18 protein-coding genes and 6 pseudogenes are annotated in these 17,878 nt (G+C 43.4%); 12 read left to right on the forward strand and 12 right to left on the reverse strand.

Annotated elements, in window-relative coordinates:
* Positions 1-14: 14 nt before the first annotated feature.
* From D3222_RS10345 to cpxR, 6 genes are all read right to left on the reverse strand, one after another.
* On the reverse strand, positions 15-1,085 hold the full coding sequence (locus D3222_RS10345) for a DegT/DnrJ/EryC1/StrS family aminotransferase (protein ID WP_118986084.1): 1,071 nt from the start codon (positions 1,083-1,085) through the stop codon (positions 15-17).
* A 15-nt stretch (positions 1,086-1,100) separates the two neighbouring features.
* On the reverse strand, positions 1,101-1,688 hold the full coding sequence (locus tag D3222_RS10350) for an acyltransferase (protein ID WP_118986085.1): 588 nt from the start codon (positions 1,686-1,688) through the stop codon (positions 1,101-1,103).
* 18 nt (positions 1,689-1,706) lie between these two features.
* Entirely contained in the window at positions 1,707-2,756 is a 1,050-nt protein-coding gene (locus D3222_RS10355; protein WP_118986086.1) for a Gfo/Idh/MocA family protein, read from the reverse strand.
* Positions 2,757-2,770: 14 nt separating this feature from the next.
* Positions 2,771-4,081 (reverse strand): nucleotide sugar dehydrogenase, encoded by a 1,311-nt coding sequence (locus D3222_RS10360; protein WP_118986087.1) that lies wholly within the window; start codon positions 4,079-4,081, stop codon positions 2,771-2,773.
* A gap of 400 nt (positions 4,082-4,481) precedes the next feature.
* The gene (cpxA, locus tag D3222_RS10365; RefSeq protein ID WP_118986088.1) at positions 4,482-5,852 is read right to left on the reverse strand and encodes an envelope stress sensor histidine kinase CpxA; all 1,371 of its coding nucleotides are present in this window, start codon (positions 5,850-5,852) and stop codon (positions 4,482-4,484) included.
* Positions 5,849-6,544, reverse strand: coding sequence for an envelope stress response regulator transcription factor CpxR (gene cpxR / locus D3222_RS10370; RefSeq protein WP_118986089.1), 696 nt, complete (start codon positions 6,542-6,544; stop codon positions 5,849-5,851). The genes cpxA and cpxR overlap by 4 nt, the downstream gene beginning before the upstream one ends.
* 157 nt (positions 6,545-6,701) lie before the next feature.
* Here cpxR and cpxP point away from each other — a divergent pair, with 157 nt between their 5' ends.
* Positions 6,702-7,196 (forward strand): cell-envelope stress modulator CpxP, encoded by a 495-nt coding sequence (cpxP, locus tag D3222_RS10375; RefSeq protein ID WP_118986090.1) that lies wholly within the window; start codon positions 6,702-6,704, stop codon positions 7,194-7,196.
* A gap of 235 nt (positions 7,197-7,431) precedes the next feature.
* Here cpxP and D3222_RS10380 read toward each other — a convergent pair.
* Positions 7,432-7,908 (reverse strand): annotated as a pseudogene (locus D3222_RS10380) (tyrosine-type recombinase/integrase); the annotation flags it as partial.
* 161 nt (positions 7,909-8,069) lie between these two features.
* Between D3222_RS10380 and D3222_RS10385 the strand changes: the two are divergent.
* The 5 genes and pseudogenes from D3222_RS10385 to D3222_RS10405 form a co-directional block, all read left to right on the forward strand.
* Positions 8,070-8,198 (forward strand): annotated as a pseudogene (locus D3222_RS10385) (GPO family capsid scaffolding protein); the annotation flags it as partial.
* Positions 8,192-8,914: pseudogene (locus D3222_RS10390) on the forward strand (P2 family phage major capsid protein); the annotation flags it as partial. The pseudogenes D3222_RS10385 and D3222_RS10390, both read left to right, overlap by 7 nt.
* A gap of 116 nt (positions 8,915-9,030) precedes the next feature.
* Positions 9,031-9,270, forward strand: coding sequence for a phage terminase small subunit (gene gpM, locus D3222_RS10395; RefSeq protein WP_232832474.1), 240 nt, complete (start codon positions 9,031-9,033; stop codon positions 9,268-9,270).
* Between the two features lie 312 nt (positions 9,271-9,582).
* Positions 9,583-9,861, forward strand: coding sequence for a type II toxin-antitoxin system HicA family toxin (locus tag D3222_RS10400; protein WP_118986091.1), 279 nt, complete (start codon positions 9,583-9,585; stop codon positions 9,859-9,861).
* Positions 9,854-10,201 (forward strand): type II toxin-antitoxin system HicB family antitoxin, encoded by a 348-nt coding sequence (locus D3222_RS10405; RefSeq protein WP_118986092.1) that lies wholly within the window; start codon positions 9,854-9,856, stop codon positions 10,199-10,201. Before D3222_RS10400 ends, D3222_RS10405 begins: the two co-directional genes overlap by 8 nt.
* A gap of 706 nt (positions 10,202-10,907) precedes the next feature.
* Here the strand turns inward: D3222_RS10405 and D3222_RS10415 are convergent.
* The 5 genes and pseudogenes from D3222_RS10415 to D3222_RS25925 form a co-directional block, all read right to left on the reverse strand.
* Positions 10,908-11,222, reverse strand: coding sequence for a HigA family addiction module antitoxin (locus D3222_RS10415; protein WP_118986093.1), 315 nt, complete (start codon positions 11,220-11,222; stop codon positions 10,908-10,910).
* Positions 11,222-11,499 (reverse strand): annotated as a pseudogene (locus tag D3222_RS10420) (type II toxin-antitoxin system RelE/ParE family toxin). The gene D3222_RS10415 and the pseudogene D3222_RS10420 overlap by 1 nt, the downstream one beginning before the upstream one ends.
* Positions 11,500-12,394: 895 nt before the next feature.
* Positions 12,395-12,679 (reverse strand): type II toxin-antitoxin system RelE/ParE family toxin, encoded by a 285-nt coding sequence (locus tag D3222_RS10430; RefSeq protein WP_118986095.1) that lies wholly within the window; start codon positions 12,677-12,679, stop codon positions 12,395-12,397.
* Complete coding sequence (locus D3222_RS10435) at positions 12,672-12,914, reverse strand: type II toxin-antitoxin system ParD family antitoxin (protein ID WP_118986096.1); 243 nt, start codon at positions 12,912-12,914, stop codon at positions 12,672-12,674. The genes D3222_RS10430 and D3222_RS10435 overlap by 8 nt, the downstream gene beginning before the upstream one ends.
* Positions 12,915-13,283: 369 nt before the next feature.
* A pseudogene (locus D3222_RS25925) lies at positions 13,284-13,475 on the reverse strand (helix-turn-helix domain-containing protein); the annotation flags it as partial.
* Between the two features lie 327 nt (positions 13,476-13,802).
* On the opposite strand from D3222_RS25925, the gene D3222_RS10445 reads away from it, so the two are divergent.
* The 6 genes and pseudogenes from D3222_RS10445 (at position 13,803) to pfkA (ending at position 17,751) form a co-directional block, all read left to right on the forward strand.
* Entirely contained in the window at positions 13,803-14,477 is a 675-nt protein-coding gene (locus D3222_RS10445; RefSeq protein WP_118986097.1) for a CDP-alcohol phosphatidyltransferase family protein, read from the forward strand.
* Entirely contained in the window at positions 14,470-15,111 is a 642-nt protein-coding gene (locus tag D3222_RS10450; RefSeq protein ID WP_118986098.1) for a lysophospholipid acyltransferase family protein, read from the forward strand. Before D3222_RS10445 ends, D3222_RS10450 begins: the two co-directional genes overlap by 8 nt.
* Positions 15,108-16,052 carry a phosphatidate cytidylyltransferase gene (locus D3222_RS10455; protein WP_198672784.1) on the forward strand — a complete coding sequence of 315 codons (945 nt, stop codon included), beginning with the start codon at positions 15,108-15,110 and terminating at the stop codon, positions 16,050-16,052. Before D3222_RS10450 ends, D3222_RS10455 begins: the two co-directional genes overlap by 4 nt.
* A gap of 75 nt (positions 16,053-16,127) precedes the next feature.
* The gene (locus tag D3222_RS25470; protein WP_198672785.1) at positions 16,128-16,295 is read left to right on the forward strand and encodes a hypothetical protein; all 168 of its coding nucleotides are present in this window, start codon (positions 16,128-16,130) and stop codon (positions 16,293-16,295) included.
* Positions 16,285-16,555: pseudogene (locus D3222_RS10460) on the forward strand (type II toxin-antitoxin system RelE family toxin). Before D3222_RS25470 ends, D3222_RS10460 begins: the two are co-directional and overlap by 11 nt.
* A gap of 224 nt (positions 16,556-16,779) precedes the next feature.
* Positions 16,780-17,751 carry a 6-phosphofructokinase gene (gene pfkA, locus D3222_RS10465; protein ID WP_118986100.1) on the forward strand — a complete coding sequence of 324 codons (972 nt, stop codon included), beginning with the start codon at positions 16,780-16,782 and terminating at the stop codon, positions 17,749-17,751.
* Positions 17,752-17,878 lie beyond the last annotated feature (127 nt).

Consider the following 17,878-nt stretch of genomic DNA (forward strand, 5'->3'; position numbering starts at 1 on the left):
ATAATTCATAGATTTTAAATTGAACTGGCAATTTTATTAATTAAATCTATGGATAAATAGGGATGCATCGGTAAGCTAATAACTTCTTGTGCAATTTCGTCTCCAACAGGCAGAACACTATTGCAGGCCACCGCCGGCTGTTTATTCAAGGGGATCGGGTAATGCACGGCGGTGGGAATGCTTTGTTCTTTTAATTTGCGCTGTAATTCATCACGGTTTTTAACCCGGATAGTATATTGCGCATAGGCGGAGAGATTATGGGGTTCAATATACGGGGTGGTCATGATGCCGATGTCATTCAACGCCTGATTATAGTTTTTTGCCACCGTCTGACGTAGTGCCATTTCTTCATCAAATATCTCCAGTTTGGGCAGCAGAATGGCCGCTTGCAGGGTATCTAAACGGCTATTAACCCCGACTCTGACATGATGATATCGTCTGTCTTGCCCATGACGGGCAATTTGACGAATAATTTTCGCCAGTGCTTCATCATAGGTGAAAATGGCGCCGCCATCACCGTAACACCCCAATGGTTTACTGGGGAAGAAGCTGGTACAGGAGATGGCGGTTAAGTTACAGGAACGTTTGCCTTTATAAGTCGCGCCAAAACTTTGGGCCGCGTCTTCTATGACGGTCAGGTTATATTTTGCTGCGATGGCATTAATTTCGTCAAAATCGGCACATTGGCCGAATAAGGAAACCGGAATGATCGCTTTGGTTTTCAGGGTAATCGCTGCTTCGAGTTGCACCGGATCTAAGTTATACGTGGTGGGCTTGATATCAACATAAACCGGAACCCCGCCTAGTAGCGCAACGGTTTCAGCGGTGGCAATGTAGGTAAAGCCGGGAGTAATCACTTCGTCGCCGGGTTTAATGCCAATCGCCATTAAGGCAATTTGCAAGGCGTCGGTGCCATTGGCGCAGGTAATACAATATGGCGCCCCCGTGTATTCAATGAGCTTTTCTTCTAATTCGGCCACTTCGGGCCCTAAAATATATTTTCCATGTGTGAGGACTTTCTGGATATTCGCGTCAATTTTATCTTTAATTCTCAGTTGCTGTGCTGCTAAATCGGTAAATTGCATGCCTTTATCCTTTAATTACTTTATTCGCACGACACGATTATTCTCTAGCTGATAAATATGGTGAGTATGAGGACAGGTGGCAGTGGCTTGTCCGTGTAGCGGTAAATCTAATTGTTCACCAAATTCACTCATCCAGCCAATGTGCTTGGCCGGCACACCCACCATCAGGGCATAATCAGGGACATCTTTATTCACCACCGCGCCAGCGCCAATAAAAGCATAAGCGCCAATGGTGGTGCCACAAACAATGGTACAGTTGGCGCCTAAGGTGGCGCCTTTTTTTACCCGCGTGTTTTGATATTCATTTTTTCTTTCAATCAATGAGCGGGGATTATAAACGTTAGTAAAAACCATGCTGGGACCACAAAATACCCCCTCTTCCAGATGAACATTGTCATAAACAGAAACATTATTTTGTATTTTGCAGTGATTGCCGATAGTGACTTTATTGCCAATAAAGACATTTTGGCCTAGAGAACAGCCTTCGCCAATTTGAGCACCAGAGCAGACATGGGTGAAATGCCAGATACGGCTGTTTTTGCCGATTTGGGCCCCGTCATCAATGATGGCACTGGGATGTATCATTACGTGTTCTGCTGACATGAGACCGGTTCCAGGGATTTAATAGGTTAAAGGCAAAGAAATGGTTTTATTATCTCTGGCTGACAAATAAGCGGCGATAAGCAGCTCCAGGGATTTTAAGCCTTCCCGGCCATCGGTTATCGGTTTGGCTTCGCCTTTCATCACCTCAATGACATTTTTATAATAAAGCGGATGACCAAATCCGTACACCGAAGTGGTTTCGTAATTGGCGGCTTTGACTTGTTGGTCATACTCTTTTTCGTCAGCGAAATGCCATTCCTGGATTTCATTGACGGCTAATCCTCCCACTCTGACCGTGCCTTTTTCCCCTAGGAGGGTGATTGAACCTTCGAGATTCTGAGGATAAGTGCACATGGTGACGGCCATCGAGCCTAATGTGCCATCCCGCCAGCGGATATTGAGCACCCCGGTATCTTCTGTTTCGATATCTAAGTGGGTCGATGTCATGGCCTGAACATCTTTGACCGGGCCGATTAGCCATTCAATTAAATCAACATAGTGGCTTGCCTGATTCATGAAGGCGCCACCATCAAATTCCCAGGTGCCCCGCCAGGCGGCCTGGTCATAATAGGCTTGGGGACGGGTCCAGAAAACATTGAGGTGGACCATATGGATTTTGCCAAAACGTTTTTCACTGACTGCCCGTTTCAGTAATTGCAAGGTGGCATTTAAACGATTCTGTTTGACGACAAAGAGATGTTTTCCGGCTTTATCAGCCGCTTTGACCATGTTTTCCCCCTCAGCCAGCCGGGTTGCCATTGGCTTTTCGGTGACGACGTGAAAGCCTTTATCAAAGCAGGTGATCGCCTGTGCGGGATGAAGGCCAGAGGGGGTGGTCAGGATAATGATATCCGCTGTGATGTTATCCAGCATCGTATTTAAGTCGCTGAAACCCGGGACGCCGGTTTTTTCTACCGCTGCGTTTAATGCGTCTTGATCGTTATCACAGATGGCGACTAATTCGGCCGCGTTTTGATGTATTTCCAGCGAATTGAAATGATTTTTAGCGATCCGCCCACAACCAACTAAAGCAAATCTTATCTTTCTGTCTTTGATAATACTCAGCATATCTTATCCTAAAGTTAAGCTTTGATAATGTTTGTGTGATTAGGTGAATATTTGCCACGGGTATCAACAACTAATTTGGCGTGATTGATAATTAATTCATAATCAAATTTGTCGTGATCGGTGGCTAAAATAACGCAGTCGAAGGTTTTGAGACTATTTTCAGTGATAGGGTGGCTGATTAAATTAAAATGATGCTCACGCATCTTAGGAAAGACTGGGACATGCGGATCGGCATATTCAATATTGGCCCCTAATTCTCTTAATTTTTCCATAATATGCACTGAAGGACTTTCTCGCATATCATCCACATTCTTTTTATAGGCGATGCCGAGGATTAAGATGCGGCTGCCATTAATGGATTTATTCGCTTTGTTCAGTGCTAATACGGTTTTAGTGACCACATAATCGGGCATAGAGGAATTGACTTCACCGGAGAGTTCAATAAAGCGGGTATTGATACCATATTCTCGGGCTTTCCAGGTTAAATAGAAGGGATCAATCGGAATACAGTGCCCGCCTAATCCGGGGCCGGGATAGTAGGGAACAAAGCCGAAAGGTTTGGTTGCCGCGGCTCTAATCACTTCGTGAATATCAATGCCCATTTTATCGGCCACGAGTTTCATTTCGTTGACTAAGCCAATATTGACCGCCCGATGGATATTCTCCAGGAGTTTTGTCATTTCGGCGGCTTTGGTTGAACTGACGGGAACCACCTGGTCAATCGCGTGTTGATAAACGGCGATACCGGCTTTTAAACAGTTTTCCGTGTGGCCGCCTATGACTTTAGGAATGGTGCGGGTTTCGAAATCAGGGTTACCGGGGTCTTCTCGTTCGGGTGAATAGACCAGGAAGATATCTTCGCCGACGGTTAACCCGCTTTCTTCAACTCTGGGTAATAATTCTTCTTCGGTGGTGCCTGGATAAGTGGTACTTTCTAAGGAGAGGACTTGGCCGACTCTTAAATAAGGTTTTACCCTATCGGTGGTGTTAATCACGAAACTAATATCGGGTTCACGGTATTTATTTAACGGCGTGGGGACGCAAAGAATAATGGCATCGCATTGAGCGATTTTGGTGAAATCCGTCGTGGCTTCAAAACCGGTATTTATTGCTTTACTGATTTTGGCGGAGGGAATATGTTCAATGTAACTTTGGCCTTGATTGAGTTTCTCTGTTTTTTCTTTATCAATATCGAAACCAATGACTTTAAAACCGATATCGTTATATCTGAGCATGAGCGGTAAGCCAACATAACCCAGGCCAACAATGGCAATGGTGGCGGTTTTATTATCAAATTTCTCGGTGAGAATGTTGAGTGAGGACATATTTTGCCTTTTAAGATGATGACTTAAAAATGAAATTGTGAAAATAAATTACATTTGGTTTTTAATAGGGTGCTATCTATTTTCATAAGTTTTATTTGGCAAGTGAAACTTTAACAAGCTTTTTAAATAGGTTGTGTAAGATATATTGCTGAAATAATAAATAAGGTAATAACAAAGCTACCGCACTAGGTTATTGGTTCCTAGAACTCCATAGGATGTTATAATTTTATCTACTGTTTTGATTTTTCAATGCTTTTGTCTGTTGTAATAGAAAAGCAACTAAAGATAAGGTTTTTTAATGAATAATAGGGGAGGTTAAACCGTCAAGCTTGTCGGGTCAAGCATAAATAAAATTTATTTATTTAGTAAATTTGTAGAATAAGGTTAGCAGAAATTTGTATTACCGGCCATGAAGTGGTAGCCAAATAACCAAACGTAGGCCGCCGAGTGGGCTGTCTTCAGCACGTACCCAACCGCGGTGCTGGTTAATTGCGGTTTCAACAATTGCCAAGCCAAGGCCAGTGCCGCCGGATTCCCGGTCGCGGGCTTCGTCTGTACGGTAGAAGGGGCGGAATATGTGTTCGCGGTCTTCCGGGTTGACGCCTGGGCCGTCATCATCAACGGTAATGGTGATCCCTTGATTATCGGTGTGAAATGCAACCGCAATATGGTGGTGGGAGTAGCGTAAGGCATTACGCACGATATTTTCAAAAGCACTGCCAAGTGCTAATGGATTGCAGTAAATTGTCCAGGAACTTGGTGGTAAGGTTGCTTCAAGGGTTTTATCCATCTGTTCAGCTTCGAAGCGGGCATTGTCAAGAATATCGTCCCATAAATCTGTCATTTTGATGTTTTCTCTCAGCAGTTCGTTTTTATGCTGACTGCGGGAGAGTATTAACAGATCATTAATCATGCTATCTAGCCGTTGGGCTTCTGTCTCAATTCTTTCCAGCTCTTTATTTTCACCATGACGGCGGCGAAGTAATGCTGTTGCAAGCTGTAGTCGGGTGAGAGGCGTGCGTAGTTCATGGGAGATATCGGAAATTAACCGTTGTTGTGCGGTGACCATTCTTTCCAATACACTGATCATCTGGTTGAAGCTGTTACCGGCGGCCAGAAATTCTTGTGGGCCGGCTTCCAGTTCTGGATGCTGGCGTAAATTACCTTTAGCGACATCGTCCGCGGCATTTTTTAGTTTACGGGCAGGTTTAGCCAAACTCCATGCCAGCCATAACAGTAATGGCGCACTGATTAACATGGTGGCGGTTAATAATAATAGTGGCCGGTCAAACATCAGATTAATAAAATCCGATTGCGGGCTATTCGCCGGGCGAACTAAATAAAGTTGATAGTGATCTTCTCCATCTCGAATGGAAAAGGGCCCTAGCATTTCAGAGCGGCCATACTTTTTCTTTTTAGGATGATCCGCGTTATCGGATTGCCCAATAAAGTTACGGACAACTTGCATTTCACTTCTTTGTGCCCCAATAACTCGCCCTTCGCTGGTGACCAGTATCAGGCGTTGACTTGGGGGGGCCCATTTCTCAATCGCGCGAAATAAGCGGCGCCACCAAAGTAAATCGTTAGCGGGATCTTGAGCTAATTCTGCTTCGATATGTTGTTCTAGCATAACTCCCTGCCGGTATTCATTTTCCAGCAGAGAGGTCAGTTGTCTGGAATCCAGTTTCGGCACCATTAATACCAACATCAGGACTAACGCCAGAGTAAACCAGAAAATTGCGAAGATGCGTGCCGTTAAACTGTTTATCATGTCGCGGAAACCATTAAATATCCTCGGCCACGTAAAGTCTTAAACCAAGCGAGTCCATCTTCTCGTTCAGGTAATTTACGGCGTAGGTTAGAGATATGCATATCAATTGCTCGGTCAAACGGGGTGAGTCGCTTACCTAATACTTCCTGGCTCAAATGTTCGCGGGAGACAACTTGACCTAAATGTTGAGCTAATAAATAGAGCAAGGTAAATTCAGTACCCGTTAAATCGAGAATCTGATTAGCGAAGCTGGCTTCCTGTCGGCCAGGGTTCAATTGTAGGTTATCGACCTGAAGCGTGGGTGGTCCGTTGTCTGTTTGTTGTTGCTCACTCCAGTTTGATCGGCGAAGAATAGCACGTATACGTGCCACTAGCTCACGATCATTAAATGGTTTGGCAAGATAGTCATCCGCCCCTAATTCTAGTCCCAGGACACGATCCAAATCGCTTCCTCGCGCTGTCAACATAATGACTGGAGTTTGATGGTGTAGACGAAGCTCCTTTAATGTCGTAATGCCATTTTTACGCGGCATCATAATATCGAGTAGTAATAAGTCGATCGAATCGTCAAGGAATTTTAATGCCTGCTCTCCGTCATGAGCGATCACAACGTTAAATCCTTCCATTTCAAGTAATTCTTTTAATAGTGATGTCAGTTCACGGTCATCATCAACTAATAGGATTTTATGCATCGATTACTTCCTCCAAGAGCAAAAATACGATAACAAACTTTGCTATTCCACGACTTTACGTTCTTTTACAAGCCTTTGACGCTAGTTTGCAGCCGCGTAGGTATAGTTGTCCACATTGGACCTAATAACATCGTTCGGGGAAACGAGGAGTTGTTTAATGCGTAACATAGCAGCGTTAGTTTTAGCGTCAATGTTTGTTCTTAGCTTGACAGCATCTTTAGCTGGAACAGCAAGTACAATCCACGCTGCTACGGTACCTGATAATTGTGCACCTTGTGATTATAAAAATGTAGGAAGCTATCATTATCGTAATAATAACGATATTGGTGATAACAACCATATGTTTAACGGTATCACTTTAACTGAGCAGCAGCGTCAACAAATGCGTGATTTGGTAGGGCAGAATCATCAACAGCGTTCATCGATATTAATGAGCCGCGCAGAGCGAGAAGAGATGCGCAAGCTGGTCACTGCGAAGGATTTTGATGAAGTGGCAGTAAAAGCTCTGGTTGAAAAGATGGTCAGATGTAATGTGGAACGTCAGCTAGAGATGGTCCGTATTCATCATCAGATGTACCAACTATTGACGCCTGAGCAACAAGCACAATTGGAGCAACATTATCGACAGCGTATGTCTCAGTTACCGAACTGATTTGTAATACCCATAGCAGCAACGTAGTAGCAAATGAGAATTTTTCCTTGCCATAGACACCATCCCTGTCTTTTCCCCCGCCTTATGGCGGGATTTTTTTATCTGGCTAAGATTAATTCACTTTAAAATCAACCAGATAAAATTTTTACAAGCAACTGTAAGTAGCGTGGAAATTTCTAAGTGTGGACACTTTTGAGTGCTACGGTTGCTTGTTACTGCTCGCCATTCAGTGGATTTAACGTGATTGCAAATAGTCGGGTGCCAGATGAGCATACGCCATAGTTTGTTGTATATTGGCATGACCGAGTATTTGTTGCAGTGCAACAATGTTTCCACCTTTCATCACAAAGTGACTCGCGAATGTGTGGCGTAGAACGTGCGTTGCTTGTCCTTCTGGTAAATCAGGTTTTATTGACTTTAACTTTGTACGAAAGCTTTCGTAATCAACGTCAAATAATTCCCCTGACTTCTGTTTGATTTCCTTTTCTAACTCTTTTGATATCGGAATAGTTCTTTGCTTGCCATTTTTGGTTTTTAAAAATGTCACTCGACTACTCTTTACTTGTGCGCTTTTTAGGGTTGATGCTTCTCCCCATCTGGCACCCGTGCTGAGACATAGCAGCGCAATTTTTCTTTCATCCCCTGATAGTACTGATAACAGCGTTTTGACTTGTTCTTCACTGAACACATTCTTTTCTGGTACGGGGATCAAAATCAGGTGTTGTTTTCATGCTGCCAGACTACAGACCCGCCTGTTATTTCTCTGTGTCTGCCCTGTGTGCCAGACCAGACACAACCGCATTTTATTGTTTCTTCGACCTGACGATACAAACTAGTAGGCCATGACTGACCCATAGATAACCGGGGCTTACAATGCCGAAAAAATCCAAACCCTTTCGAATTTGTGTGGAAGGCGCCATCACAGACGGGCGCAAGGTCCAGCGCGAATGGCTGACGCAGATTGCCGCCAACTATGACCCGCAGACCTACGGCGCACGTATCCAACCCGACTCAATGCTATTGAGTACAAATGCGAACAAACCAACTTTGATACCAGTATCCCTTACAAAAAACTTGACTTGTGGGCGAAATTTCAAAATTTCCAGTTACGTATTCGTAACGCCATTATCAGACGTCAGGCACTGGACCGCATTATGATCGGCTGGAATGGGGTTAAACGGGCCAAAACCTCAAACCGCGTTCAATATCCACTATTGCAGGATGTAAATATCGGCTGGTTGGAGAAAATCCGACAGGATGCACCGGATCATGTCATGAGCAATATCACTGACGAAGCCGGTAAGGTTATATCTGAAACCATCCGTGTGGGAGAAGGCGGCGATTTCAATAATCTGGACGCATTGGTGATAGATACTGTCAACAATGCTATCGACCCAGAATATCAGGATGATACGGAACTGATGGTCATCTGTGGCCGTGAACTGCTGGCTGACAAATATTTCCCGCCCAAAGCATTGCTAATCAGCCGTCTGGATAATCTGTCTATCTATTATCAGGAAGGCACTCGCCGACGTTCTGTGCTGGATAACCCCAAACGTGATCGCATTGAAAACTACGAATCAGTCAATGAGGCGTATGTCGTTGAAGACTATCGCGGTGTGGCTCTGATTGAAAATATCGAGATGTTGGCAGCCAGCAAAAAAGCAGCGTCGTTGCAGCCAGATAATGCCGCATCTGAGCACAACACCGACAACTGAGGAACAATAATGGCTAGCCCGTGGCAGCGTCACCGAATGCGATTACAGGCGACCGAGGCCGCTCAACTGAGTAGCCCCGCGCTGCAAAATCACGGCGTTATAACCAGATGCTGCTGATGCTGGAGCAAGACCGCCGTCACCTTAAAAAAATCCAGTCTATGGAGCGCAAAGCGCAGCACAAAAGGCAGATCTTGCCTAAATATGCGCCGTGGATTACTGGGGTATTACAGGGGGGCATAGGTCATCAAGATGATGTGCTGATGTATGTCCTGCTGTGGCGCATTGATACAGGTGATTATGATGGTGCGCTGGATATCGCCGAGTACGCGAATAATTTACAGATGGTTCAACCGTAAAGGTGATCGTCGCCAACTGACGTGGAAAAAGCTGAATCTGATCCTGAAAATACTGGATTATCCAACGAAATGGAAAATCCGATCAGTACTCAGGGTTCGCTGAATATGTGTGAGGACTCTGATCTGTCGGGAGCCGGATGCGTTAGTTCCGCACGTCCGGTTCTAAGAAAGGGGTCCGTCCGGGTAACCGGAGGGTCTACTCAACTCAAACTCCAATTAACAAACTTAAGAAGCAAAAATGACGTCATTGTTTGACATCATAATGGGGCCAAAGTAGAATGATATCATCAAATGACGTCAATGGGATGAAAGATGATTAAGGTTAAAGAGCTGAGCTCAAAGCACCGCAAGACCCTTGCGGATGTGCTGACCATCCCGCCGAAATCCGGCATAAAATGGGATGATGTAGCCAGCCTGATTAACAAACTGGGGGGGAAGATCAAGAACGGCAACGGATCACGCCGGAAGTTTATCCTCATGGGCTCAGTCTATCAGACTCATCAACCTCATCCTGGTAACGTAATGGATAAAGGCGCAGTAAATGGCCTTCGTGAGTGGTTCGAAAATGTAATAGGGGTCGAACATGATTAAAAGTAACAACATTATGACTATCGGCGGTCATCCTGCTTCTGTTACCTACGAAGCAGAAATTAGGGCCTTTCGCGGCAAGTTTCTGGATGTCACCGGATATTGTGATTTCGTATCAAACAGTATTGACGGGCTTGAAAAAGAGGGACAAATCTCACTGGCTGAATATATAGAAACGTGCGAGGAAGAGGGAATTAACCCATTCAAGGAAGAGGACAAGCTAAAATCTTTTACTCTTCGTTATCCTGGCAGGCTGGAAGCTCGCTTGACTGCGGCGACAATATCACACGCAGTCTCAAAGAACCAGTTCATAGTTCAGTTGCTTGAGCGGGAACTTCAATAAAATAGATAACGCCGGACAGTGACAAAACTTGTTTTTATTGCTGTTTGGGGTTGTTGGGGTCTACTCAGCCACCCCAGCGGTAACAGATACTGCAATAGTGACTTATCGAGGATACTTTCCTGTTCGGCCTTGATAAATGAAAAAGCCTATAGTATGTGGGATTGATAGATCTGTTAAGATGATTATTAAATTTTAATTGATTATTTCTTATGAAAGTAATTTGTGGTGAAAGCCCCGTTTAAGGGGCTTTGTCGTCAATGTGGACATTGGGTGGACGATGATAGAAAAAGTATATTTATTTTCAATATGTTATGGGTTGTAGATCCCTAGTTTTTCTTGTGTGATCTTTGCACGTAAACGAGCGGCTTTTAAACGTTTGTTAATCATAAAGTTAACCGTCAGTTATTAGAAATGTAGCTGACAATATATATACCCTTCATCTTTCAAGCTGCTGCTTTGTTGGCTGCTTTCACTCACCCCAGTCACATAGTTATCTATGCTCCTGGGGATTCATTCACTTGCCGCCGCGCTGCAACTCGAAATCTATTAGGTATATAACATTTATTAGTGCTTTTTTTGTCAAAATTTACTTAGCAATATTCTTAATGTTTAATTTGTTATTTGGGCAGTTACCGGGTAGCTGCGATAACCGCCAACAAATGCGGGCTACACTGGACCCCACATTTGTTAGCTTTATTACTATTGCTTAATGCTTTGAAGTGACTTGCGGCGTTTTGTCATTGTCGCCGTATAGAATGATCCCTGACGTGTCGATCTCATCTTCCAATTGGCGCAAGTCGTAGTTCGTCTGTAAGCGCATCCAAAACGCCGGATTGTTCCCCAGCGCAGCAGATAGTCGGATGGCAAGCGCCGGGGTTAACGCCGTTTTGCCCGAAAGAAAGCGGGAAACCGTCGCTGGAGTTACGCCGATGTTTTTAGCAAACTGGCGAACGCCAACCCCTAAATCCTCCAGTATGTTGGATACCATAACGCCCGGATGAGAAACAATAGCCTGTCTCATTAGTGATAATCCTCCAGGTTTAAAATGTAAGCATCACCATTTTTAAATTCGAATGTGATACGTCAGTTAGCTCTGACAGTAATTGACCATATGTCAGCCCGATCCCCTTTCAAGGGGTGTAACTTGTAGGCATGAATATTTAAATCTTCTATCAGCTAGCCGTGTCGATGGCCTGTAAGCGGTCATTGATTTGGACAGCATCCTGCGCCGGGATGCCTGAAATAACTTCTTTTTCAAAAAGTTGTTTCAGCCCTTTGTGTTTAAATGACTTAATCATTTGCCCCCAATCTTGTTACACCATGCGTAACATATACGCCGCTGTTACATGGCATGCAACGCCAACAATAAATCACCAAGGGTCGTAACTCTAAATATCAAAAAATTTTGCAGACAATGGTTGCGTTAACTAATTGCCATTTGAGGAGATTTGGCAATAGCTTTTTGCAATGGATAAACCACTGAGCTATCGGTCAGAAGAATGGGATTGTACAAACGAATGTTTTTGTTCTTATGGTTGGTGTAGAGAAAAGTTAGCAGTTATCGTAGCTACCCGGAAACTACCTATATTTATGATAATTAAAGATCTAATTGCTATATGTTTTATTTAATCTGGTTGATTTATGCAAAGATGGCTTGTGTATAAATTTTTTGGCAAGGTGAAGTGACATGAATATCAGTTACTAAAAACGAATATTTTTGGTGCTTGAGCACGTTATTTTAGCTATGAACGATTTCAGCAATATTTGACGTGTGAAGATGTTGAAAAGATACAACGTGCAATAATCAAAATCATCGGCGCATCAAATCTTATCGGTAAATCTGAAAGTTGACTTTTGGATTCTATCAACTAGAGTATGATTATTCCCCATGAAGGCTTTGTTAAAAATTTCTCCCGTAAAGGGCTTATAACCCCTCATACATATATGAGGGGTTTCAAACTGCTGACAAACTTCGTTGAAAATAACGGGATTTGTTTCTTTCATTAATGAATCATAATGTCTCCATTTTCCTCATTAACCCGGTCTAATCCCCCGCTAGGGCGTTATTTTCACTTCTCCTGCAATAAAATGCTTGTTCTCCAGAAATAAAAGCAACAAAGCACTGCGATCGGCAATGGCAGCTCGCAGGACGAGACAGATACGCTGGCACAGCACAACGTAGCCCCCGCCCGCTCAAAGAAGATAACGGGGGTGATTCATCTGTTGATGAAGGATACGCGCAATCAGAATATCGGTATCCCGGATAGTATAGAAAACCGTGTGGCGGTGAAACTCAACCCGCATTACACCTGGGACAGATGGGTATTCCCTCCCTATATGTGGCATCTCTGCTAGCGTGTCAAAAAATGCTTCCAGTGCCTCCGTATAATGGTCAGCCTGAGCTTCACCGAACTGCAAAAGTGTATAATCATAAATCCCAGCAAAATCTTCAACAGCCTGATCCGTGAGCTTATACATTATGTCTGCGTTTCCGTTGTTCCACTATATCCCGTAGGGTCAGCGAGCTTTCCCCACTTTCCAAGCCAGCAATAACCGCCTTGCGTACAATCTCATCGTAAGCTTCTTGTTGCTCCAGCAAACGCAGCGCCGAGCGTATAACTTCACTGGCATTTCCATAACGGCCACTTTCAATCATGTGCTGTACGAACCCGTCAAGCTGTTCGCCCATACTGACAGTAGTAATTTTTCTCATATCTCACCAATGTATTAATAGTTAATACATCAAGTATGCAGCAAATCAGGCCGCATTACCAACGTTCTGTTTAGGTTTACATCCATCCGATATTTGGCCGTCACGTAGAAGGTAAAAAAGGGTGAATTTGAGCCAATGGCGCTGGATACGGTTAGCGCCATTATTAGGTATCAAAGCTGTCTCAAGCAGTATTCAATTTTTAGTGTGTCGGACATGCACGGCAGCTAAAGGGGAAAGCTCCCCGTCCGGCCTGATGGTGGAGAAGGAGCCCACAGTTACGAACGTTCAGTGCCTTATTGCCAGAAAAATATCCGGCCCGTTATAAGAAACTTTAACCGAACAGCATTACCTCAATTTGGAGGTGGTTTTTTACGATGCAATAGTAAGTTTGATTTCCTTTACTCCGCAAACACTAGCATATTTTAAAATTCTCTTAATGCTTGCCCTATCTGCGTTTTTTTCAAGTCTTGAAATTGTAGGAGGTTTAACCCCCATTCTTTCGGCTACTTGTGCACTTGTTAACCCAGCCTGTTCTCTCCATGATCTCATTTTCTCTTGCAATTGAAATTGATAAGCCCCAATTGAACTGTACCCAAAAAGTTGAAGATTTATTTAAATAAATCATTTTATTACATAGTGTTATGTTATAAAGACGAACTCTATCCCTGCCTTTTCCCCTGCTTTCTGGCGGTCAATGTGTGGGTACTTGTTGAAATAAATTCTGTTATTTCAAATGAATCAACAAGGAAAAATTGACGCCATCTTCGTTTTTCCCTCCTCCCACCGGCAGGTTTTTTTATTGTTGTTATTCTAACCAATCCTGTTTATCTTATTTCATTTAACTTAAGTGGATTTGATTGTTCATTTGTGCTCAAAAAGGGAAAGGGTATGTCTGGTAACGAGGTAAAAGATCGGCGTCCGATCAAAACACGCAATGCAGTGTGGGCCAGTAAAATGGCTAAATGGTTGCAATGTAAAGGGGCGACACCAAATGGCATATCTGTTGCCAGCGTTGTTTTTGCTGTATTAGCTGGCGTGTGTTTTGCCGTGTGTTTTTTAGTCGCGTCTTTTGGGTTGACTTCAGTTTTATTGATTATTGGTGCCTTGCTTATTCAAGGCCGGCTAATGTGTAATTTATTGGATGGCATGGTTGCTGTCGAAGGGGGATTGAAGACGGCTGCCGGTACTGTTTTTAATGATCTTCCTGATCGTATTGCTGATTCTTTTATTCTGATTGGGGTGGGGTATGGTTTAACACTTTTTCCATTTGCGATTTCTCTTGGCTGTATGGCTGCATTATTAGCTGTTTTGACCGCTTATATTCGCTTGTTAGGTGGGGCTTGTGGTTTACCTCAGCGTTTTCTAGGGCCGATGGCGAAACAGCATCGGATGGCATTAATTACCGTTAGTTCAATTGTTGCCGCTTTTTTACCGCAGTTATGGAGCCAGTATCTTTTATTGGCGGTATTAGTCGTTATCACATTGGGTTGTCTCTGGACATGTGTTCGGCGAACCAGAGTCATATTGAATGAATTACAAGAGAAGGATGCTTGTAATGAATAGACCACAAGAAGTGACGCTGGTAAGTAAAGGTATGGGTTCGTTTCTGTCTGGGCTTTGCCGTTTGTTAACAGGAGTGAGAATTCGTTGGATTGGGTGTAAGCCATCGGTAGCTTCCCGAATTTATTATGCTAATCATAGCAGTCATCTGGATGGGTTAGTTATCTGGGCCGGGTTTCCTCGGGTGCTACGTTCTCGGGTGCATCCAGTTGCTGCTCGTGATTATTGGAGTAAAACTTATCTGCGTAGATATTTTATTAATAAAGTTTTTCGGGCTGTGCTTATTGATCGTAAAGGAGAGGATTGTTTAAAGGGAAATACCCTGACGCCAATGGAGGATGTATTAAAACGAGGGGAATCTTTAATTTTATTCCCGGAGGGGACGCGAGGAAGTGGGGAACAAATTAATAAATTTAAAGGTGGTCTATATTATTTAGCGAAGAAATATCCTGATGTTGAGCTTATTCCAGTTTATCTGGAAAATTTAAATAGGGTCTTGCCAAAAGGCTCGGCACTTGTTGTTCCTGTTATTTGTTCAGCAACATTTGGGCAACCTTTGGAAAAATTAGGGGCAAAAGAGGAAAAAGCTGATTTTTTACAGCGGGCTCGTTTGGCATTGGAGGCGTTAATATTATGATCATACTTAATAAGCAGCTGTTGCTATTGATGGGGGGTATGTTCGTACCATTAATTATTGCCAGTATTGTTGGGGCAATATTGGCCTCCAAATATTCAGAAGATAGGAATAATGCAACAATCGATAATCTAAATGCCCGCATTCGTGGTTGGTGGATGATGTGCATTGTTTGTGTGTTGGCAGTTATTATTGGGCCAGTAGGCTCAGTTTTATTATTTGCAAGTATGTCATTTTTTGCCTTACGGGAATTTTTTACTTTGACACCAACGCGACGAAGTGACCATGAAGCCATGTTTTGGTGTTTCTTTATTTTTATGCCATTACAGTACGTTGCAGTTGGTATTCAGTGGTATGGCGTATTTTCTATTTTCATTCCTGTTTATGTGTTCCTATTTTTACCTGCCCGTATTGCATTAGCCGGGGATACGACCAACTTTCTGGAACGGACAGCCAAAATACAGTGGGGTATGTTAGTTGCTGTATTTTGTATTAGCCATGCCCCCGCTTTATTAATGTTAGATATTCCTGGTTATGAGGGGGAAAATGTCGAATTATTGTTGTTTTTAATGATTGTGGTGCAGATGTCGGATGTTTTGCAGTATGTGTTTGGTAAATTATTTGGCAAACATCCTATTGTGCCTAAATTGAGCCCAAATAAAACCGTTGAGGGTTTTGTTGGTGGTATTTTGGTTTCAGTGTTATTAGGAATGTCACTTTATTGGGTAACGCCATTTTCTCCGTGGGAGGCAGGTTTGATGTCATTAGCGATTACGCTGATGGGCTTTATTGGTGGCTTGTGTATGTCGGCGATAAAACGTGATAGTGGCATTAAAGATTTCGGTGAAATGATTGAAGGTCATGGTGGTATGTTAGATCGGATCGATTCGTTATGTTTTGCCGCGCCAGTCTTTTTCCATCTGACACGTTATTTTTATACATAGAGATCAAATAAAAGATCATTTTAAGGTGCTTTTAAATGATCTAATGTTGAAGTATATAATTGCATAAGGTGGTGTATGGCATATCAAATCTTAACAAACACAGCGGCGAGTATTATCGATCTGAAATGTAACCTTATGGGAACATATTTACAGGAATTGGTTGAGGGTGCCGCATTGAACAAAATTGCGGATGAACGTTTAAAAGATACTGAATTTGTTAGTGTGAGCCTTGATGACCTATAGTCTGAAATTTGAAAAGCGAGCTTTAAAGGAGTGGGAGACGTTAGGTTATCCAGTCAAGGAGCAAGTTAAAGAAAAAACTGGCAGAGCGTTTAGAAAACCTTCATGTGCCGTCAGCAAGACTAAGTGGTCGAGTTAACCGGTATAAAATCAAACTATGGTCTTCTGGCTACTGCTTGATTTATGAGGTGAATGACAATGAGATTATCTTGCTCGTCATTGCTATTGGTAGGTTGATGACCTTAAGAGCTATAGGAGCATAATTAAATGGTTTTTTAGCCAACTTGATCTCAAAAAAGGGACTTATTGTTAATGCAGACTGAGTTTTTTACCGTATTATATGAAAAGTTGAATCAATTCAGCTTGATTGTTTCAGTACGTCGGGTAGTAATAGGTTAAAAAGGCAGATTTCTCAGGCAAAGTGATCGCATACGGAGTCCGCCGTTAGCGGGTTTGCAATTATTACATCTACAAGTCAGAGGTCATCATGAGCAATGAGATCAAAAGAATCGGTGTCTTAACGAGTGGCGGTGATGCGCCGGGTATGAATGCAGCTATTCGTGGTGTGGTTCGTGCGGGATTAACCGAAGGGTTAGAAGTTTTCGGTATTTATGATGGTTATCTTGGCTTGTATGAAAACCGCATGAAGAAACTTGACCGCTTTAGTGTATCCGACATGATTAACCGTGGTGGCACCTTTCTAGGTTCAGCCCGTTTCCCAGAGTTCAGGGATGAGAAGGTTCGTACTGTCGCTATTGAGAACATGAGAAACAATGGCCTTGATGCTCTGGTCGTTATCGGCGGTGACGGTTCCTATCTTGGCGCGAAGAAACTGACAGAAGCGGGTTTTCCCTGTATCGGCCTGCCGGGCACTATCGATAATGATGTGGCGGGTACCGACTATACCATCGGCTATTTCACTGCGCTGGAAACGGTGGTTGAAGCGATTGACCGTCTGCGTGATACCTCGACTTCCCACAAACGTATTTCCATTGTTGAAGTAATGGGGCGTTATTGTGGTGATCTCACTTTGTCAGCCGCTATTGCAGGCGGTTGTGAGTTTATTGTTCTGCCGGAAGTCTCATTCAGTTGTGATGAGCTCGTAGCTGAAATTAAAGCGGGTATCGGTAAAGGCAAACGCCACGCCATCGTTGCAATTACCGAACATGTTTGTGATGTTTACGAACTTGCGAAATATATCGAAAAAGAGACGCATCATGAAACCCGTGCCACAGTTTTAGGCCATATTCAGCGTGGTGGTTCCCCGGTTGCCTATGATCGTATTCTGGCTTCCCGTATGGGGGCATATTCCATTCAATTATTGTTGGAAGGTTATGGTGGTCGTTGTGTTGGTATTCAGAACGAGAAACTTGTTCATCATGATATCATTGATGCAGTGCAGAATATGAAACGTGTGTTTAAACAGGATTGGTTGGAAACCGCGAAAAAGTTGTACTAATCACGTCAATATCAGCAAATTTAAACCTGTTGCAGCCTCTTTGGAGGCTGTAATGTCTCCTTAAGCAAAAACCGCCGTAAACCCTTAACCTTTTGCGACATCCTCTTGACGGCGGGGAGCAGTCACT

This window comes from Photorhabdus sp. CRCIA-P01 (assembly GCF_003545805.1).
Taxonomy (GTDB): Bacteria; Pseudomonadota; Gammaproteobacteria; order Enterobacterales; family Enterobacteriaceae; genus Photorhabdus; species Photorhabdus antumapuensis.

What these genes read in the sequence shown, in the direction of transcription:
- D3222_RS10450 (WP_118986098.1), top strand. Translation starts at nt 14,470, where the DNA reads ATGAATAGACCACAAGAAGTGACGCTGGTAAGTAAAGGTATGGGTTCG.
- D3222_RS25470 (WP_198672785.1), top strand. Translation starts at nt 16,128, where the DNA reads ATGGCATATCAAATCTTAACAAACACAGCGGCGAGTATTATCGATCTG.
- cpxA (WP_118986088.1), bottom strand. Translation starts at nt 5,852, where the DNA reads ATGATAAACAGTTTAACGGCACGCATCTTCGCAATTTTCTGGTTTACT.
- pfkA (WP_118986100.1), top strand. Translation starts at nt 16,780, where the DNA reads ATGAGCAATGAGATCAAAAGAATCGGTGTCTTAACGAGTGGCGGTGAT.
- D3222_RS10350 (WP_118986085.1), bottom strand. Translation starts at nt 1,688, where the DNA reads ATGTCAGCAGAACACGTAATGATACATCCCAGTGCCATCATTGATGAC.
- cpxR (WP_118986089.1), bottom strand. Translation starts at nt 6,544, where the DNA reads ATGCATAAAATCCTATTAGTTGATGATGACCGTGAACTGACATCACTA.
- cpxP (WP_118986090.1), top strand. Translation starts at nt 6,702, where the DNA reads ATGCGTAACATAGCAGCGTTAGTTTTAGCGTCAATGTTTGTTCTTAGC.
- D3222_RS10345 (WP_118986084.1), bottom strand. Translation starts at nt 1,085, where the DNA reads ATGCAATTTACCGATTTAGCAGCACAGCAACTGAGAATTAAAGATAAA.
- D3222_RS10435 (WP_118986096.1), bottom strand. Translation starts at nt 12,914, where the DNA reads ATGAGAAAAATTACTACTGTCAGTATGGGCGAACAGCTTGACGGGTTC.
- gpM (WP_232832474.1), top strand. Translation starts at nt 9,031, where the DNA reads ATGCTGGAGCAAGACCGCCGTCACCTTAAAAAAATCCAGTCTATGGAG.
- D3222_RS10400 (WP_118986091.1), top strand. Translation starts at nt 9,583, where the DNA reads ATGATTAAGGTTAAAGAGCTGAGCTCAAAGCACCGCAAGACCCTTGCG.
- D3222_RS10355 (WP_118986086.1), bottom strand. Translation starts at nt 2,756, where the DNA reads ATGCTGAGTATTATCAAAGACAGAAAGATAAGATTTGCTTTAGTTGGT.
- D3222_RS10445 (WP_118986097.1), top strand. Translation starts at nt 13,803, where the DNA reads ATGTCTGGTAACGAGGTAAAAGATCGGCGTCCGATCAAAACACGCAAT.
- D3222_RS10430 (WP_118986095.1), bottom strand. Translation starts at nt 12,679, where the DNA reads ATGTATAAGCTCACGGATCAGGCTGTTGAAGATTTTGCTGGGATTTAT.
- D3222_RS10455 (WP_198672784.1), top strand. Translation starts at nt 15,108, where the DNA reads ATGATCATACTTAATAAGCAGCTGTTGCTATTGATGGGGGGTATGTTC.
- D3222_RS10360 (WP_118986087.1), bottom strand. Translation starts at nt 4,081, where the DNA reads ATGTCCTCACTCAACATTCTCACCGAGAAATTTGATAATAAAACCGCC.
- D3222_RS10415 (WP_118986093.1), bottom strand. Translation starts at nt 11,222, where the DNA reads ATGAGACAGGCTATTGTTTCTCATCCGGGCGTTATGGTATCCAACATA.
- D3222_RS10405 (WP_118986092.1), top strand. Translation starts at nt 9,854, where the DNA reads ATGATTAAAAGTAACAACATTATGACTATCGGCGGTCATCCTGCTTCT.